The 18,346-nt window shown below is 49.8% G+C and carries 15 protein-coding genes and 1 pseudogene; 4 read left to right on the plus strand and 12 right to left on the minus strand.

Going from position 1 to position 18,346, the window contains the following annotated elements:
• Nucleotides 1-124: 124 nt before the first annotated feature.
• A complete protein-coding gene (locus ACKWCC_RS18015) occupies nucleotides 125-460 on the plus strand; it encodes a DUF6978 family protein (RefSeq protein WP_413997388.1) in 336 nt (111 codons plus the stop codon).
• Complete coding sequence (locus ACKWCC_RS18020) at nucleotides 457-1,239, plus strand: DUF1829 domain-containing protein (RefSeq protein ID WP_413997366.1); 783 nt, start codon at nucleotides 457-459, stop codon at nucleotides 1,237-1,239. Before ACKWCC_RS18015 ends, ACKWCC_RS18020 begins: the two co-directional genes overlap by 4 nt.
• 127 nt (nucleotides 1,240-1,366) lie before the next feature.
• Here the strand turns inward: ACKWCC_RS18020 and ACKWCC_RS18025 are convergent, their stop codons facing one another.
• The 3 genes from ACKWCC_RS18025 to ACKWCC_RS18035 form a co-directional block, all read right to left on the minus strand.
• Nucleotides 1,367-2,272, minus strand: a complete 906-nt coding sequence (locus tag ACKWCC_RS18025; protein WP_413997367.1) for a geranylgeranylglycerol-phosphate geranylgeranyltransferase — start codon at nucleotides 2,270-2,272, stop codon at nucleotides 1,367-1,369.
• A gap of 7 nt (nucleotides 2,273-2,279) precedes the next feature.
• Nucleotides 2,280-3,218 carry a mevalonate kinase family protein gene (locus tag ACKWCC_RS18030; protein WP_413997368.1) on the minus strand — a complete coding sequence of 313 codons (939 nt, stop codon included), beginning with the start codon at nucleotides 3,216-3,218 and terminating at the stop codon, nucleotides 2,280-2,282.
• 254 nt (nucleotides 3,219-3,472) lie between these two features.
• Entirely contained in the window at nucleotides 3,473-4,555 is a 1,083-nt protein-coding gene (locus tag ACKWCC_RS18035; RefSeq protein ID WP_413997369.1) for a diphosphomevalonate decarboxylase, read from the minus strand.
• 94 nt (nucleotides 4,556-4,649) lie between these two features.
• Here ACKWCC_RS18035 and ACKWCC_RS18040 point away from each other — a divergent pair, with 94 nt between their 5' ends.
• On the plus strand, nucleotides 4,650-5,123 hold the full coding sequence (locus ACKWCC_RS18040; RefSeq protein WP_413997370.1) for a TspO/MBR family protein: 474 nt from the start codon (nucleotides 4,650-4,652) through the stop codon (nucleotides 5,121-5,123).
• Between the two features lie 430 nt (nucleotides 5,124-5,553).
• On the opposite strand, the gene ACKWCC_RS18045 is transcribed toward ACKWCC_RS18040, so the two are convergent.
• From ACKWCC_RS18045 to ACKWCC_RS18055, 3 genes are all read right to left on the minus strand, one after another.
• The gene (locus ACKWCC_RS18045) at nucleotides 5,554-5,982 is read right to left on the minus strand and encodes a DUF6526 family protein (protein WP_413997371.1); all 429 of its coding nucleotides are present in this window, start codon (nucleotides 5,980-5,982) and stop codon (nucleotides 5,554-5,556) included.
• Between the two features lie 271 nt (nucleotides 5,983-6,253).
• Nucleotides 6,254-6,793 (minus strand): hypothetical protein, encoded by a 540-nt coding sequence (locus tag ACKWCC_RS18050; protein ID WP_413997372.1) that lies wholly within the window; start codon nucleotides 6,791-6,793, stop codon nucleotides 6,254-6,256.
• A gap of 59 nt (nucleotides 6,794-6,852) precedes the next feature.
• The gene (locus tag ACKWCC_RS18055) at nucleotides 6,853-7,533 is read right to left on the minus strand and encodes a 3-keto-disaccharide hydrolase (RefSeq protein ID WP_413997373.1); all 681 of its coding nucleotides are present in this window, start codon (nucleotides 7,531-7,533) and stop codon (nucleotides 6,853-6,855) included.
• Between the two features lie 1,427 nt (nucleotides 7,534-8,960).
• Between ACKWCC_RS18055 and ACKWCC_RS18060 the strand changes: the two genes are divergently transcribed.
• Nucleotides 8,961-9,221, plus strand: a complete 261-nt coding sequence (locus ACKWCC_RS18060; RefSeq protein WP_413997374.1) for a hypothetical protein — start codon at nucleotides 8,961-8,963, stop codon at nucleotides 9,219-9,221.
• Nucleotides 9,222-9,648: 427 nt separating this feature from the next.
• Here ACKWCC_RS18060 and arsS read toward each other — a convergent pair whose 3' ends face one another.
• The 6 genes and pseudogenes from arsS to ACKWCC_RS18090 all read right to left on the minus strand — a co-directional run bounded on the left by arsS (nucleotide 9,649) and on the right by ACKWCC_RS18090 (nucleotide 18,332).
• On the minus strand, nucleotides 9,649-10,704 hold the full coding sequence (gene arsS / locus ACKWCC_RS18065) for an arsenosugar biosynthesis radical SAM (seleno)protein ArsS (protein ID WP_413997375.1): 1,056 nt from the start codon (nucleotides 10,702-10,704) through the stop codon (nucleotides 9,649-9,651).
• Between the two features lie 85 nt (nucleotides 10,705-10,789).
• Complete coding sequence (locus ACKWCC_RS18070; protein WP_413997389.1) at nucleotides 10,790-11,125, minus strand: arsenosugar biosynthesis-associated peroxidase-like protein; 336 nt, start codon at nucleotides 11,123-11,125, stop codon at nucleotides 10,790-10,792.
• A gap of 243 nt (nucleotides 11,126-11,368) precedes the next feature.
• Nucleotides 11,369-12,049, minus strand: a pseudogene (locus tag ACKWCC_RS18075) (metallophosphoesterase family protein); the annotation flags it as partial.
• On the minus strand, nucleotides 11,980-13,374 hold the full coding sequence (locus tag ACKWCC_RS18080) for a sodium:solute symporter (RefSeq protein ID WP_413997376.1): 1,395 nt from the start codon (nucleotides 13,372-13,374) through the stop codon (nucleotides 11,980-11,982). The pseudogene ACKWCC_RS18075 and the gene ACKWCC_RS18080, both read right to left, overlap by 70 nt.
• A gap of 133 nt (nucleotides 13,375-13,507) precedes the next feature.
• Nucleotides 13,508-14,908, minus strand: a complete 1,401-nt coding sequence (locus tag ACKWCC_RS18085) for a SusD/RagB family nutrient-binding outer membrane lipoprotein (protein WP_413997390.1) — start codon at nucleotides 14,906-14,908, stop codon at nucleotides 13,508-13,510.
• Between the two features lie 220 nt (nucleotides 14,909-15,128).
• Nucleotides 15,129-18,332, minus strand: coding sequence for a SusC/RagA family TonB-linked outer membrane protein (locus ACKWCC_RS18090; RefSeq protein WP_413997377.1), 3,204 nt, complete (start codon nucleotides 18,330-18,332; stop codon nucleotides 15,129-15,131).
• Nucleotides 18,333-18,346: the final 14 nt, after the last annotated feature.

Raw genomic sequence — 18,346 nt, forward strand, 5'->3', positions numbered from 1 at the left:
ACATCTCCTTTATATACCACGGATCGGTAAGACCCAGGGCGAGTGCGAATATTTCCTTGGAATTTTCCATCCCCCGAAAATAACAATTTACTAACTTACCCACTCAAAACACGATAGAGCCATAATTTTAAAAACATCCATTCATCATCTTGAAAGCAATTCCTTTACAAATCTTCTACGCATAGATTACAAGGGCACGCATCGAAATCCTGAAATAATAAAAGAGACATTACCTTCTTATCTAAAAAAGTATGCGGGCAAATGGTTCAATCTGGATGAACATCATATGCATGTGTTTGTGGAGGGTTACAAGCCCTTGGCCTGGGCCATACCGTTAAAAGATCATGATTTTCCTGTTAAAGAACTAAATAGCACTTCGGACTTGTCTGATTTAATAACTAATTTCGCAAAATTAATAAACCTTAAATCTCAAATCAACATACAACAAGCAATATTTTGAATTGGGTAAATACATATGTGGATGATTATTATAACTGGTTAAAAGAAAAAACTTTTATCCACGAAGAACCCACAACAGATTGGTTTCTCATCAGTACTCCTTTTATTGGTGCTTTTAACGATGCCATCGAAATATACGCAAAAAGGAATGGAGATCGATTGATCTTAAGTGACAACGGAGAAACTATGGCTAATCTTGAATTGCAAGGGCTACACATTCAAGGTTCTAAAAAAAGGAGGTCCCTGTTGGATTCCATACTATTGAATTACGGTTTAAATGTCAGAGACAATGAACTCATTATAGAATCGAATATTGAGAATTTTTCACAATGCAAACACAACTTTTTATCAGCAATTACAGAGGTAAATGACCTTTATGTTCTATCTAACAACAATGTGGCATCAATTTTTAAAGAAGATGTAAGAATATATTTGGATTCACAAAATGTTATTTACACCCCTGACTTCATCTCTAAAGGCGAAACGGGATTAGAATTTAATTTTGATTTTCAGATAGCTCACAAGAACAAAGAAATTGTAATCAAATCTTTTAATACAATCAACAAACAAAACTTATCCACTTTTTTGTTTTCTTGGGAAGATATTAAACCAGTTCGGGAGAAGTCCACGAAAAAAGATGTTAGGGCAATAGCCGTTGTAAATGATTCTGATAAGAGGGTGAAGAATCAATTTTTAGATGCTCTAAAGACAAAAAATGCTGATTATATATTATGGTCGGAAAGAGATGCAGACAACAATAAGGAATTATTAGTTGCTTAATCCGTTTTTGAAGATTCCATATATTATAGAATAATAAAAAGCGCCACCAATGAGATGTCCATCATTGGATCAAAAATAGATTGTTTGGACAAGTCTATAAGAAAAGATAAAGCTTTGAACACCCTGCCTAAAGAATTCGGTTCAGCACCAGATCCACATCGATCAACAAAATACTGAAGACCCCCACCACGATGATGAACTTTAAAATGTTGTGCAGCCAGACAAAATGCAGCTTGGAGGTGGCCCGCCGCAGCAAGAAGAGAAAGAGGAGCAAGAGCGCCATGCTCACAAAGAAATAGTAGCCCATACGGCCCACATCAAACAAATAGGTGAGCAAAAAAGCGGGCAGCAAGGAGCCCAAAATCACAATGCCAATAAGGGTCTTGGCCCTCGGCACCCCGTAAATAATGGGCACGGTGCGGTAATCCTGGGCCATGTCCCCGGACATGTTCTCCAAGTCCTTTACCATTTCGCGGGCCAACATCAACAGGGAAAGGAAAAGGGCGTGGGCAAAGATCACCGTATCAAAATTCCTGTAGTACACAAAAACGGCAAAGAAAGGGGTAATGGCCAGACTTACCGAGACCACATTGCCCAGAAAAGGGATTTTTTTGAGCTTGTGGGAATAGAACCAAATGCCAAAAATATAGGCCGAAAAGAAAAGTACCGCCTTGAAAGAGGCGTAGCTGGCCGCAAAGACCGCCATAAAGTTCAGGACAAAATAGGTACTGAGCTTAAAGCGCTGGCTCACCAAACGATCCAGCATGCTCTTGTGGGGCTTGTTGATCAGGTCTTTCTCCGCATCGTAAAAATTGTTGATGATGTAGCCCGCAGCAATGACCAAGGAAGAAGCAATCACCAGAACAAAGAGGTTAAGATCAAAGACCACCTGCCGCACCGGCAGTTCGGGTGCCAGGATGTAAATGGAGGCCAGGTACTGGGCCAGCACGATCATAAGGATGTTGTAGCCCCGAACCACCGAAAACAGGCTCAACACCTTTAAGAGCAAGAGCTTGTTCCGTCTGTTGAACATAATGTGCCTAGAAATTATAGACCACCTCCAGACGGTGGCCCTTGAGGGCTTTTTGGGCTTTGTCAAAATCCTCGGTAAAGCCAAGGATGTAACCGCCGCCGCCCGAGCCGCACAGTTTTAGATAATAGTCATTGGTCTCTATGCCCTGTTTCCAAAGTTCATGGAACTTGGCGGGGATCATGGGCTTAAAATGGTCCAGCACCACGTGGGAGAGCTGCTTTAGGTTTCCAAATAGGGATTTGATGTTGCCGTTCACAAAATCTTCCACACAGGCATCCGTATGCTTCACAAACTGATTCTTGATCATTTGCCGGAAGCCCTCGTTCTTCATCTGCTCCATAAAGAGTTGCACCATGGGGGCCGTTTCCCCGGTGGAGCCACTGTCCAATAAAAATACCGCACCCTTGCCTTCGGCGTTTTGGGAGGGAATGCTGGTAGATTCAATATTGTCCTTGGAGTTGATGAGGATGGGCAGGCTCAGGTAACTGTTCAAGGGGTCCAATCCAGAGGACTTGCCGTGGAAAAAGGACTCCATTTCGCCAAAAATGGTTTTCAGGGCCAATAGTTTCTCACGGGTAAGGTTCTCCAGAACGGTGATCTTGTCCTGGGCGTATTTGTCATATATGGCGGCCACCAGGGCCCCACTGCTCCCCACCCCGTAGCCTTGGGGAATGGAGCTGTCAAAATACATTCCGGCGGCCACATCGGCCTTCATGGCGGCCAGGTCAAAGGAGACCAATTGGGGCTTGGATTCGGAAAGGGTCTCCAGATAATGCGCAAAACGCAACAGACTGGCGTTGGAGGCCTTGGCTTCCCCACTCAAATTGTCCTCCGTCTTTAAGGCACCTTTGTAAAAATTGTAGGGAATGGAGAGCCCTTTGGAATCTTTGATGATGCCATACTCCCCAAACAACAATATCTTGGAATAAAACAAGGGTCCTTTCATCTGTTGCTAATTATTTGTCTTTAATGGTCAGCCCTGCCCGGTCCGTGTGAGGCGGGTGTCATTCGCCAATCTACATTTTGGTTGGTATCCCGCATGGTCACGGCTCATTTCATCATCTGCAAGCGGGTCTGCGCTACCCCGTAAATATAGTGAACGGAACTTTAAAGTTTAACTATTTTGTCTTAAAGGTTAAACAAAATTATCAAAAATCCCTATGACAGAACGTTTTTTGGTTGAAAAATGTATGTTTCGGGTCACATTTTCTGGGCACCGCTGCCAACGCGGTCGCAAATATACTGCCCTTTTTCACAAAATGGGGCCAGTTCCCGTTCAATGAAGGGCAAAACCCGTTCTTTTTCATCTTCCGGATAGAGCAGGTGCACATTGGCCCCGGCGTCCAGGGTAAAACAGATCGGGCTTCCGGTACGTTCCCTAAAGTCCCACACCCGCTCTATGATGCTCAGGGTATTCGGTTTCATAAGGACAAAGTAGGGGCTGCTGCTCATCATCATGGCGTGCAGGGTAAGTGCCTCGCTCTCCACGATTTTTACAAAGGCCTCCAAGTTGCCCTTCCCAAAGATGGGCCGCAGCCCATTGAGGTTGTCATGCGCCTGGGCAAACCGCTGTGCGGCAAACGGATGGCCGTGCATAAGATCGTGCCCCAGGGTGCTGCTCACCTGTTTCTGGCCCTTGTCCACCAACAAGATGGTGTCCTGGTAGGTGGTGAACACCGGGTGCACGGGATAGGGGTAGGAAATGCCGTAGAGATCGGAACTGCCCTGGGTCTCCGCGTGCAGGCCCCAGTGCACCAAGCTTCCCGCAATGCTTCGGCAGGCACTGCCAGAGCCCAAGCGGGCCAGGAAAGAGGCCTTTTGCTCAAAATGGGCCTGCGACATCTTGGGCCACATTCGCCGTTCCATTTCCACCAGGCACAGGGCCAGGGCGGCCATACCGCTGGCGGAAGAGGCAATGCCACTGCTGTGCGGAAAGGAATTGGAGGTTTCAATCTTTAAATGGGCACCCCTTAAAAAGGGCACATACGCCGCAATACGGGAAAAGAAGGTCTCGATCTTGGGCCGGAAAGACGGCTTTGGCCCGCCCTCAAAAAAAAGATCGAAAGATACTCCATTGGCCGTGCCCCCCTGACCGTCATAGGAGACCGTGGTGGTGGTGGCGCAGTGGCTCAAGGTAAGGCTTACGGAGGGGTTGGCCGGCAGTTGGTGCGGCCTTTTGCCCCAATATTTCACCAAGGCAATGTTGCTCGGCGCCTTATAGGTAAGGTGGCCACTGCCCAAAGGTGCGGTGCTTTCCTTGGGCAAAAAATCGTCAACGATCATAAAAGGGAGCTTTGGGCAAAGATAGTTTTTACGGTGCTCTTTTTACGGGCCCGAAATAAAATAAATCCTTACTTTAGGGCACAAACCAGTGCATTTGAAACGAAAAGGAACGTACATAGGCGCAGCGGTGGTACTGTGTGTTATGGTGGGCTTTTTGGCCAGTGCCGCCACACAAAGCTCGGTGACCGACTGGTACCCCACCTTGAACAAGCCCCCTTTTAACCCCCCAAACTGGTTGTTTGCCCCGGTCTGGTCCGTGCTTTATGTGCTCATGGGCATTGCGGCGGGGCTGGTATGGAGCAAGGGGCTGCACCACAAGTGGGTAAAGACGGCCCTATATCATTTTGGGTTTCAGCTGCTGCTCAATGCGCTTTGGAGCCTGGTGTTTTTTGGCCTCAAGTCCCCTTTTTGGGCACTGTGGGTGATCGTGGCCCTGTTGGCCATGATCGTGCTCACCATAAAATGGTTCCATACCGTTAGCCGCGTGGCCGCCTATCTGCTGGTGCCCTACCTGCTGTGGGTGGCCTTTGCCACGGTACTCAATTTCAGTATTTGGTGGCTTAACTGAGGGGGATGGGGCGTACTGGCACTGTAATTGTTCCAAAGTTAAGGTCGGGGCGGTATATGGAGGAAGACTGCGGTATGTGGATTATGGTTGCCATGAACGAACCCAAAAACTGTGCGGGAACGAGCGTGAGGCTCGCGCTAGCGGGGGGTACATGGAGGAACACTGCGGTGGGCGGGTTATGGTTGCCGTAAAAGAACCTAAAAACTGTGCGGGCACGAGCGTGACGCTCGCGCTAGCGGGGGGTACATGGAGGAACACTGCGGTGGGCGGGTTATGGTTGCCATGAACGAACCCAAAAACTGTGCGGGAACGAGCGTAACGCCAAGGATGAGAGAATTGCCCACTGGCGCTCACGTGCCACACCAACGTAATGCAACAGCCCAACGAAAATTTGAGAAAATGCTTTTCAGCAGCGTTTCCAATGATCCTTTTAAACCCTATAATAATCGGGCCTCCAATTTTTTATGAGCCGTTTTATCTCTTTGTTCGTTAAGTTTTCCTTGACCGCTTTTTCCACTAGGGGCAAAAATTCGTCGTCACTTGCAAAACGTAGAGCTATGATTTGGGATACCTTCAATTCTTTCGGGAACAGTTTTCCCGTCATGACATAGTACCTCAGGTTTTCCTCGGCTTTAATGGCCCGGTCTTGGGCCCTTAAAGGAAAACTGCGTACAAACCATGCCATAATTAGAAAAATAACAGCGATCAACACCACCAAAGAGGCCAAATAAAGGTTATCACTACTGGTACGGACAAGGTTGTTCACCGCCCCGATCAACAAGGCCACTATGGCAATAAACAAAAGTCCGTGAAACCCCTTTACTAATTTGGTGTGATTCTTAAAATTCTGTGCTTCCATTTTTTTTTTTTGTTTGATATAAAGATACCCTTAATAACAACATTTCTTGACGAAAATGCGGTGTCCACTGAAAACGGTAAAATCAAGGCTGGCCGGAATCGTAACCAGGGCATATTTTGTGTATGTGCAACCGAAACAAGTTGCAAAGGACTGGCCTTGGGGCCAACCCTGAAGCATGCACTGGCTTGGAATACCCTGGTTTTTCTACCTGGGAATTTTTGTCCGTGCCAGTTTCGGTAATTTGGCCAACTGCCTTTTGGTGTTTACCAGATCATTCCAGCAATTCCCATTCTTCGCTGGTCGCACTGGATTTTTGATATTCCATCAGCATCAGCCAAGCACCGTCCTTTTTAATGAGCAAGGCATCAAAATGCACAAATTGCTTTGGGTTTTCCTGGGCACTTCCATGGTTGGACTGGAAGGCAAAAATCCCTGTTTCATGGGCCGTGGTTTCGTCATTTATACGTTCCGAAAACCTAAATTCCACCTTGTTCTGGGTTTTTCCCGCTTTGGTGTCCTCAAAACCCTGTTTCCAGTTTAGCAGCGCTTTGGCAATGGTCATCGAGGTCTTGCGCCCTCCGGTCGTAAAAACCACAACGGCATCTTTATGGTAGGTGGCACCGTAGCCTTCAAAGTCGCCCTCTTCCACTGTTCTTGAGACCTCGGCCCAGAAAGTGTCCAGTTCAGCGAGCTGGAGGGAATCACTGGGCATTTCCATTTCACGTATGGTAACGCTGGCAGGGGCAGTTGCAAAGAGGGCGGCACCACTTAAGATAAAAGCAAGGGCAAGTATGCGTTGGATTTTTTTCATGGGTACGTTGTACGGTTAAAAAGTAGAAAATCTTTGGTTTTAATGGGCTGTTGCCGCTTCTAAAAATCCGTTTCCGCTGTTTCTAGATCCAGTTCCTTGATCCAAATATTACGGTAGAGGACATCGTGGCCTTCCGCCTGAAGTTTTATGCCGCCCGGGACATCCGTAAGGGCCACTCCGCCATCCAGTCCGGAGTTAACCCCGCCCCAAACCTTATCTATGGGGAAGTTTTGGTGCACTTTTTGGCCGTTGAAATAAACGGTTGCCCTGGCCTTTTCGGTGCGGACCCCATTTTTAAACCGTGCTGCCCTAAAGGTAACGTCGTAGGCATTCCATTTGCCCAAGCCGTTATAGGCGTGGTACGGAGATTCCGTCTCATTGATAATGGCCCCCATTCCGTGCTTGGTGCTGTCCCCGTCCAGCACTTGAATTTCATAGCGGTTCTGTAGGTACACCCCACTGTTGCCCCCTTCGTTCACGATCAAAAATTCCACGTGAAGCCTAAAATCACGGTATTTCGTTTTGGTCACAATGTCCGCCGCCCCATACTTACCTCCCGCAGCCGCGGGATCATTGCTGTTCAGCACCGTACCACCATCCACGGGGTCTTTTTCCAATGGCCATTTTATGGGCAGGCTGGCCGCCAATCGCGGCCCATCCCAATAGGTCCAATGGGCATGCAACATTTCCCGGGATCCATTGAACAGCACCGTGGCGTCCTCGGGCGCTGTGGCACCCACGCCAAGGTGTTTTGCTTCTTGTGCGTGCACGGAGAGCGCCAAAAACAAAGCTGGTAAAACACGTGTACATCGTAGTGTCCGTTTCCAAATTGTTGCCATTGTTTGGTTTTTCTAGAATCTTATATGAATCGTTGTTCAAAGCTCCCAAAGGGACAGGCCTTGGAAAAGGCACATGGCCCCTGCCCGTACAAGGTACTGAATTATCCTTTATGCCCAGCCAGGGCAAGCGCAGTTTTGGGAGCGCTCCGGCAAAAAGCCATAGCTCCCATATGGTAAACCCACATTTCCAAATCCGTTTTTGTACGGACCAATACCATTTCCCAATTGAAAATAAGCCGATAAATGGTTTCTTTTTACGCCCAACTTCAAAATAAAAATAAGCCGTAGCTCGGCTATGCCTGATTTTTCTTTTTCGCAGGCCAAAAAAATAATTCCATTTCTATGGCTGCATTCCAAACCAGAACTGGTATAAGGGGTAGGCGATCCCGCCCGAGGATTTCTTTGTACAGATCAATGAGGCACAGGTCAGGTTTTAGAATTATGGAACGGTTGGCCAATGGCAGCAGTGGACTTCCATTGGGAGGGCAATGAGCTCGGAAGGCGTGTGGACATGGCCTCCGCATTGGCCTTTGAGCGAAACTAATGGCCGTTCCCATGCCCACCATTGCCAATTGTTGATTACCTTGGGAACCAAAAATTTTCTGAATTCAAATGATGCAATTCGGTGCCCACCTTAATTTGGTTATGTTTTGGCATCAGATGGGGCCTATTGAGACAGTTTCTGTTTTATCTGAAGTTTTAAAGACAGATGCTTTATTTAGCCTGACACCAAACGGCCAAAAAAGGCGGTTGTCGCTAGCGATAGCGGCATGCTCGTGCCGTCCTGAGTAAAAAGAGTTAAATGAAAATAAAGAAGAAAAATTAAAATGAGCAGAAAATACAAATTCAAGAACCCGACCGCGGCTTACTTTGTAAGCTTTGCTACGGTGTCCTGGATTCATGTATTAACAAGGCAGGCTTATTTTTTCATCTTGGAACAAAGCATCCGCCATTGCAGAAAAAAAGGAATGGAGGTGTTTTCCCATTGTTTCACGCCAAGTCACGCTCGCAGGGAGCGCTGCCTTTGGGGGTTCAGGTGATACAAAGGGAAACCTTTATGTTCATTGAGGGACTTTACAGGTTTTACGTCCAGAAAATCAATGGAGGCAACAGAGGGGAATCCTCAAGAAAGTGGAAAGGCCCGCGCCGGGCGCAGCCGAAGGGAATGGCTGTTGTGGATGATAAAAGGAGCGGCGAAGAAAATGGCAACCTCTACAGGCACGAGCGCAACGCTCGCGCCAGCGGGGGTACCCAAACAATTTGATAATCAAACTTGTATATAATTCATTTTTTTTTAAATTTGACTAAAGAAAAAAACTATTGCAATCATGAAAAAAGTACTTTTATTTAGTTTAAGTTTCAGTTTTTGTATGTTGATTAACGCCCAAGACAGCTCTTCTTTTAACGTCAACCAGGCTTTAATGAATGGTTGCACTGATGGGACAAGAAATCAAGGCAAACAATTTGCCGGTTCTGCATATAATAGTATAATGTATAACGGTTCTTTGAGTGCAGAATACAAAGAGGCCTGGTTGAGAGGTTATAGTTCTTGCTACTCAGGTGGTAAATATTATTGGAAAAAAAGATAAATTGGTTTATCGTGGCCCAAAAAATCCCAAAACAGCTAAAAATGTTCCTGGTGGTATCTATTCGTTTAGTAATTATTTGAAATTCCTTCAAAAATAAAGGTTGTCATAATTTTCCTTTCTAGGTTTGAGTTGTCTTCCAATATCTCCAAATATCTAGTAATAAGAGAAAAATTCTATAATTTAATTCTAATCTTTGGCAAGTTTTAAAGACGCTGGCGACCGAGTAAGCGCTAATGATACTCGTTTCGATTTAGTACTTTCTCGCTAGCGCTCTTCTGTGACGACTGCCTTGCCAGCTAAGAACATACAGTTCCCCCACTAGCGCGAGCGTCACGCCCATACCGTCCAGAGTAAGAAGAGCTGGACATTTAAAAGGACATAACAAACAAAAATGAGCAGAAAACACAAGCGGGTAAGGTGGGCCTTTCTAGGCCACCGTCCCCTGGCAACTGCTTCCCGCCCCGGCGGTACAGCCATAACAGTGTTGGGAGATGATGATGTTGCGGTCGTTTAAAATATCCTCGTTATAGTCCTTGATGTGCTTGATCTTACTGGCCACCTTAAGGTCCAACATCTGGTTAAAATCACAATCGTACAGCCAACCGTCCCAGCTTATGGAAATGGTATTGGTGCACATGACGTTGGCCACCGCGGCGGGGTTGTACGCCTCCACCAAAGCGTACATATAGTCCTCGTAGTTTTCAGAGGCAATAAGGTAGTCCAAAAAACGTGCTATGGGCAGGTTGGTAATGGCAAAAAGGTTGTGGAACTGGATGCCAAAATCCTCGTCCAGGGCCTTTTTAAAATCCCTTTCCATGGCCGCCTGGTCCCCGGGCAAGTACGCACCAGAGGGGTTATAGACCAGATCCAGGCGCAGATCGCTACCGGGCAGGCCGTAACCCCGGGCATTGAGTTCCTGTAAGGCCTTTATGGACTTGTCAAAAACACCGTCCCCACGTTGTTTGTCCGTCTTACCGCGCGTATAGTGGGGCATGGAGGAGATGACATGCACATTGTGTTCCTTAAAGAAATCGGGCAGGTCATGGTACTTTTTGTTCGCGCGGATAATGGTCAAGTTGGAGCGTACAATAAAATCCTTGATGCCCGCCTTGGCCGCCTCTTCCACAAACCAACGAAAATCCGGATTCATTTCCGGTGCCCCCCCGGTGAGGTCCAGGGTGTGCGCACCGGTGTTCTTGATCACCTCCAGGCATTGTTGCATGGTTTCGCGGGTCATGATCTCCTTACGGTCCGGCCCGGCGTCCACGTGGCAGTGCTCACATACCTGGTTGCACATGTACCCTACATTGATCTGCAGTATTTCCAACTTTTTGGGACGTAACGGAAACCGGCCGATCTCCGCAATTTTGTCCTTGAAAAAGGGGAGTTCGCCCTCGGCAAAGATGCCCCCGTTCAAAATATCCAACTGCCGGTTGCTCTCTGCCAGCTGGTTGCCTTTTGCCTTTAATGATTTTGTAGCCATTTTCTTTTGTTGTTATTGGAAGGCGTCTGCAGCGCCTTGCCTTCATTTTGTTTCAATGTGCCCGGGCAGCGGTACCCTTTGGCACCTACATGCTCAATTTGTCATGCTTGTTCATCATCTGCACCGCGTGCACCAGGGTGGCCCCACTTTCAATGGCGGCCCCGGCATGCACGGCTTCCATCATTTCTTCCTTGGTAATGCCGCGCTGCAGACCGTCTTTGGTATAGGCATCTATGCAGTACGGACATTTCACCACGTGGGAGACCGCCAGGGCGATCAAGGACTTTTCCCTGGCGCTCAGGGCACCCTCTTCAAAGACCTTTCCATAATAGTCAAAGAACTTGGTGCCCAGCTCTTCGCTCCACTCCGTGATCTTTCCAAATTTTCTAAGGTCCTTTGGGTCATAATACGAATTTGCCATCTTTTTTGGTGTTTTAATTTCTATAATTTTCTGTGCATTTTTATCTAGGCGTATGGGAATGCCCTGCGCCAACTTCTCCCGTTCGGGAAGTATTTCCATATTGTCCCAAATCCCGGAGGCCAAAGTGTCCGCGTAGGCTTCGGGCAGGTGGTTTTTGTACATCAGCTGCTGCGCGGTCTTAAAATCGTAGGCAAAAGATTTGTGGGAGTGGCTCATTTGGCCCTCTTTCTGCTCCATGAGCATGTACCACACCCGTTGGGTGCCATCATTGGCCGGCATCCCGATAACACCGGGATTCAACCACAACCGATCTTCAATGGACTGGCTAAAGGGGAGTCCGCAGTGGCCCGCAACAATGACATCGCTTTTTGTTTGCCCAAGCGTCCTTTTTTTTATGGCCTGGGGCGAGGATTCAAAAACAAATTCAGCAACATGCCCGTAACTGCCGTGCACCACGGTAACCTTTTTGCCACCGTGGTCAAAGCTAAGGAACTCCGGAAGCGTGGCCATCCAATCCAAGGACCCTTTGGATAGCTGTCCTTTGGTAAAAGGGAACCAGGTCTTGGAAAAGCCATCACAGCGGCTGCCCGCCTTAAAGTCACAGCCACAGTCCTCACTGTCGTTGGCCAGTTGCAGCTCCACATTGCCCGCAATGCTCAGCGCGCCCCAATCCCGGAACAACTGCACCGTTTCCTCCGGTTGGGCGCAATATCCGGTGATATCTCCCGTGCAGATGCAATTTTCCGCCGGGATGCCTTCTTCCTTGGCAATGGACACCAACTGCTCCAAGGCCTGTAGATTGCCGTACACCCCACCAAAAAGCAAGAGCTTCCCGGTCTTTTCCCCAAGATGTTCTATTTTCTTATCCATAGCGGTACCAAATATAAGCCCATACAAACCAAAATGCCCCAACCATTCACCCATAGCAGGTCGGCATGTTCGCCCTGGGTGAAGATCAAGCTTTCCGGAAACCACTGAAATACCAACAGCAGACCAAAAACCAGACCACAACCCACACTCAGATGAAAACTGATCTTGGGCACCTCTTTTCTCCAGAACAGAAAAACAGGGGTTAACCCAATGACCATCGTGCCACTGATGGTGGTGGCAGACAAAATTTCAGCATCCAGAAACACCGGAACGGTGCCCAGCACGGCCACCACGATCATGGCCAGCCGACCAAATTTCAGGGAGTTCCCCAAGTTCAGATCCACGGACAACAACTTGGAGAAAGATGAAAATGTGGAGTCCAAGGTCGATGCCGCCGAGGTGATCATTATAAAATTGATCACCAGCAGGGCCACCAGCCCAAAGGCCTGGGCCACCTCAACGGCCGCCTGCCCCACCATGCCCTGGGACTGGGCAAAAACCCCGATAAGGCTAAAGAGCACAATACAAACGGCACCCACGAGCCCGGCCCATAAAAAAGCCTTTAAGGTGGTCTTGGGGGAACTGATGAATCCCCTGTCCGTAAGCACCGGGTCGTGAAACGGATAACTGAACGATTGCAAGATGGCGGCAAAGAGCAGGTTGAGGCCGGTGGCAAAGGTCCAGCTACCGGAAAAAACCGCCTCCCTGGCCGTGAATGCATTGGTGGGTTCAAAAATGATCCAAAGAAGAACCGCCAATAAAATGGCGAAGAGTCCCATTTGTATAACATCGGTAAAAATGGAGCTGCTGAGACCGCCCTTCAGGGCATAGGCCAGGGTAAGCCCGGTAAAGACCATGATGGCCCAATAATAGCTCGCCGTGCCCATGTCCCCAAAATAACTTCCAATGACCATGGTATTGCTCCACACCTCGTTAAAAAGCCTAAAAGCAATGAGGATGGAGAAGAGCGCAATGGCAGATGTTCCGAAACGTTGGCCCAGAAAATGGTGTATGCTCTTGAAACCACCCTTGGTGCGCATTTGGTAAATGACCACGCCCGCCACCACAAAGGACAGGTAATACCCGGCATAGGCCACGCCCCCGACAAGGCCAAAGGCCAGGCCGAGATTGGCGGCATTGGTAATGCTTTTGGCAAAGATCCAGGAGATGACCAAACTCCCCATGAGCACAAAGGCATTCGGCGCTTTCTTGTGCCGCACCGCCCTAAAAAACTGTTGGGTGTTTTTTGCCAAGGGCGAAAACAGAAAGAGCAAGAGACTGGAACCGACCACCAACCCCCATTGGAGCCAGAGCGCCCCCGCCCCGAATGGGGCAAGTTGCACACCCGCCCACAGGGAGGGAAGCTCCGGTATTGCCATAAAAGCCGTTATGCCCATAGTGTGCCCTGGTTTTTGCTTTTCATGATCTTTTGGGCCTTCCCGGCCCGTTTGGGCCCACTGTCCATTCCAGGCCCCGCCCAAAATACAGGCCAGCCCTGGACAAGGGAAGGCACTAAAGGGGAACGTTCCACCATACTTCCACATTAATGCTGTTACCATCCGTTTTGGCCGCAGCCGCTTCATAGTTTGCCGCGTTCAGGGCCTGCTCCTCTGCCGGATAGGGCATGCGCACGGGAATGAGGTCCTTGTTTAAACTGGCCGCAATGGTCTTTAAGCGCGGAAAGCCCGTTCTGCGGTATTCGATCCACCCCTCGTAACCGTTGATGATGTTGGCGATCCATTTTTGGGTAATGATGTTCTCCAGCGGATTGCCATTGGCATAGGCCGCGGTGGTGGTCAAGTACCCCTCGGGGAGCGGGGTGTTCCAGTACGCAAAGACCTGGGCCACGCCGGTTTCGTAAAGGGCTTGGGCATCTGCGGCAATCAGGCCCCGTGCTGCGGCCTCGGCCAACAGAAAATGGGTTTCCCAGCTGGTCATGAAATTGGCGTCCAAGGAGCTGGTGTCTTCCCTGAAGGCGGTTCCCGCCAGGGAATAATCGGCCAGGACGGCGGCGTTTTGGGTGGCATCAATGCCATTTAACAGACCGTTGAACTCCCCTGCCTCGCTATTTGAAAAGGGCCGGAACAAGACCGGGAGCCGGGGATCGTTAAGCCCGGTAAGGATTTCGTGCATGGTTTCGGACAGCACAAAATTGTTGAAATCGCCAATGCGCAAACGGGCCAACCTGAAATTGTTGGGCTCCCCGGCGTTGAAATCGAAGGTGGCATTGTGTGCGTTGTTCTCCATAAAACCACCCTCATCAAAGAGCGCTTGCAAGGCCGCCGCATTGTCCCGCACCTTGGAGGTGCGCATCAAAAACTTGATCTGTAGCGATCTTGCGAACCGCAGCCATCCCTGCAGATCGCCCTGAAACAGTATATCGCCTTCCAGGGCCAAGGTGCCCTCGTAATTTTCCAGGGCCGCGATGCCCTTTTCCAGCATGTCAAAAATACCTCCCTCCGCCAGGTAGATGTCCTCTTGGGCATCATAGGCCGGGGAAACGATGCCCTGCTTGCCCTGAAAGCCCTCAAAATAGGGCACATCGCCGTACATATCGGTCAGGGCCGCTGCCATATGGGCCTTTAGGATCCTGGCCGGGCCTTCGTACACCCGCAAGGTGGGGTTCTCCAAGGCTTGGTTCAGCAGCTGCTCATTGTCCCTAAGATTGGTGTACAGTATGGGCCAGGGATTGCCGCCCAATTGGGGCGATTTTAAGTCGTGGCGATCAAACAGGTTAAAGTCCAAAGCGGTGCGATACTGGCCCAGGAGATCTCCGGCCGTGAAGCCCTCGTAAGACATTTGCTCCCCATAATCATAGATCACCTGGCGCAGCAACAAACTGGGCTGTACGCTCAAGGCCTGGTTGGGATTGGTGTTGATGTCCTCAAAGTCCTCGGTGCAGCCCAGACCCATCAGCAGGAAAACCAATGCCAAGGTTGACCGCAAAAAGCCATTTTCCACAACGTTCCCAGGGAAAGACCATCCTTTTCCAGGGCCGGTGCCGCCAGTTAAAACCATGGCCGCCTGGTCCAGAGCTTCGGCATCGCAACACGGTTCCCCTTTATTAAAGGCCCCAAAAGAGTTTCCAATCATCGTCCAACGTTTTAAGGTATCCGTTTTTATCATCGTCCCGTTAAAAATTAAATCCGGCCCTAACCCCAATGCTCCGGGTAGTGGCGTAAGACATGTCTTCCACGCCACCCACAAAACCCTGTCCTTGCACCGCAAACTGCTCTGGGTCAAAATGCGGGTTTTCGGTAATGGCAAATAAATTTCTCCCGATCAGGGACAGGTTCAGGCGGGCATTTTGTTGTAAAAAATTGATGTTCTCAAAGGTGTGGCCCAGGGCAAACTGGCGCAGCTTTAAAAAAGAGGCGTCGTAGGTATTGTTCTCTTCGTGGTTTCGGTCATAGAACTGGCGGTAATAGCTTTCTGCGGTAACGGCGGTGGTGTTGGGAACAAAAACCGGGTTGGCCTCGGTGCCGGTGTTCACCACCCCCGCGGGAACAATGCCCTCCTCCGGACGAAAAGCGGTTTCCGCCAGCTGGCCGCCCACATTGCCCAGGGCCCTGGTCCGGGAGACGATGATCCCGCCCTGGCGCCAATCGAACAAAAAGCTGAGGTTCCAATTTTTATAGGTAACCGCATTGTTGATCCCCAGCATGAAATCCGGGTTGGAATTTCCCAATTTCTGCAAATTGTTGTCGGGGATATAGCGGCCTTCCTCCGTTAGGACAAAATCGCCATTGGCATTCCTCAAATATCCGGTTCCGTACAGATCGCCCACGCGGCCCCCTTCCGCCACCTGCACAAAAACGGTCTGGTTCTGACTGTCGTAAATCCGGGACAGGGCCAAGGTCAACCGGCCATCTTCCTGGGGCAGGTCTTCCACGGTGACCCGGTTGCGGCCAAAGTTCACCGTACTGTTCCACCTAAACCTATCCGTGGCCACGGGGGTGGCGCCCAAAATGACCTCCACACCTTGGGAGCGGACTTTGCCACCATTGACCACTTGCTGCGAAAAACCAGAAGAAATGCCAATGGGCAGGGAAATGATCTGATCACTGGTAACGGCGTTATAGTAAGAAACGTCAAAACGGAGCTTGTCCCCAAAGAAGCGTACATCGGCCCCAAACTCCACAGCTGCGGTCCGCTCTGGGCGCAAATTGGGGTTGGCAATAAAGTTCTGCTCACTAAAGGTGGGCTGCCCATTAAAGGGCGTTTGCGCCACAAAGGCCCCGGTGGTCTGGTACGGATAGGTATCGTTCCCCACCTGCGCGTAGCTGGCCCGTAGTTTGGCAAAGGAAATGGCTTGGGGCAGTTCCGTGACATTGGACAGGATAAAACTGCTGGACACGGAGGGGTAAAAAAAGGAGACATTATCCACCGAAAACGGGGTGGCCAAGGCGCTGGACCAATCGTTCCTGCCCGTAATGTCCAAGAACAGGTAGTCTTTGTACCCCACTTTGGCCAAGCCATAAAAACTGTTGATGCGCTTGTTCGCCTCAAACTCGAACACTTCAATGGGAGATGCCGCATTGCTCAGCCTAAAAATGCCCGGTTGCGCCAAGCGCGTGGTCTGGGCCTGGGAGGTAAAGGCGCTTTGATCCAGCCTATTGCCGCCAAGGGAGAAATCCACGGTAACATTGCCAAACACATTTTGGTAATGGAGCAGGAAATCGGTGTTTATTTCCCGGAACAGCACATCGTGCTCCGCATAGGCCCCGTTGCGGAAACGATTGCTGCTAAAGGCCCGCCTCATTTGGCGCTGCTCACTGGAATGGTCCATGCCCGTTCTTATGGTGGCCGTTAACTTATCCGTAATGTTGCACGAAGCGGATACATTTCCAAACACCCTGTCCCGGTTAAAAGCGTTCCGGTTTTCGTTGAGGATGAAGAAGGGGTTGTCAAAAAATGTGTAGTTGAAGGAATATTGCTGCAGCCCCTCCAGACCGGGCTGCCAGTAGTTGCGCAGGTTGTCCATGTTGAGCGACCTTGGACCCCAGGCCACCAAGGAGTAGTTCACGTTCTCGGAACCGTATCCGCTGGCGGGGCGGTTGTCGCTTTGGGAATTCACATAGTTGATGCTCGATTGGATGCGCAGGTTTTCCGTTGGACGAAAAGTGAGACGAGCCGATACGGTCTGTCTGTCCAAATTTACCCCGGGGATGATGCTCTCACTGCGCAGATCGGTAAAAGACAGCCTAAAATCACCTTTATCAAAGCCCGAAGCAATGGCCAGGTTGTTGATGGCCGTGGTGCCCGTTTGGTAAAAGTCCCGCAGGTTGTTGGGGTGGGAATTGAACGGGGTTGGGGCAATGGGCAGGCCGGAATACAGGGAGGTATCCCCGCCCCGCACCACGCTGCCGTCCGGCAGGGTCACGGGGCCGTCAAATTGCGGTATGAGGTTTCCCACATCCAACCGTGGGCCCCAACTGTAGGTAATGTTATCGCTGATGCCCCCGCCCAGTCCGTCCACAAATTCAAAAACACCGGCCTGGCCTTGGCCGTAGTCGTTCTGGAAATGGGGCAATTGAAAGGCCCTGTCCACAAAAAAACTGGTATTGTAGCCAATGCCCAGCCCCTTGCTCTTAGACCCATCCTTGGTGGCTATCACAATGACCCCGTTTGCCGCACGGGTGCCGTAGAGCGCTGCGGCACTGGGCCCTTTTAAGACGGAAACCTCGGCAATGTCGTCCGGGTTCACTTCCATGGCCCCATTGCCAAAATCCACTTCCTGGAATCCGGCCGCGGCCTCGTTGGTGAAGTTAAAGACCGAATTGTTGTTGATCGGCACCCCGTCCACAATAAAAAGCGGATTGTTGTTGGAGAACGACGCCTCTCCCCGGATACTTATTTGGGAAGAAGAGCCCACCCCCGTTGCCCCTTGGTTAATGGTGACCCCGGCCAATTTCCCGGCCAGGTTGTCCAAAAAGTTCACCGCCTTTACTTCGGTGACCTCTTGGGGAGACAAGCTTTGCACCACATAGCCCAGTTCCTTGGTCTCCCTTTTTAGGCCAAGGGCGGTCAGCACCACCTCTTGTAACTGCTCCGAGGCTTCTTGCAGCCGGGCGTTGATCACGGTCCTATTTTGTATGGGGATGGTCTGCGTCCCATACCCCAGACCAGAGAACTGCAACGTACCTAGAAGGTTGGGCACATCCAGTTCATAATTCCCGTTTTCATTGGTAATACCGCCTATGTCGGTGCCCAAAAGGGCAACGTTCACGTAGGGGATGCCTTGGTTGTTGGCATCGGTCACACGCCCTGAAATGGACTGTTGGGCCTGCCCCACTACCGTAAAAAGTAGGGACATGCACCATAAAAAATGTTTCATGCAATGGTAAGATG

The organism is Maribacter aquimarinus, assembly GCF_047345505.1.
Taxonomy (GTDB): Bacteria; Bacteroidota; Bacteroidia; order Flavobacteriales; family Flavobacteriaceae; genus Maribacter.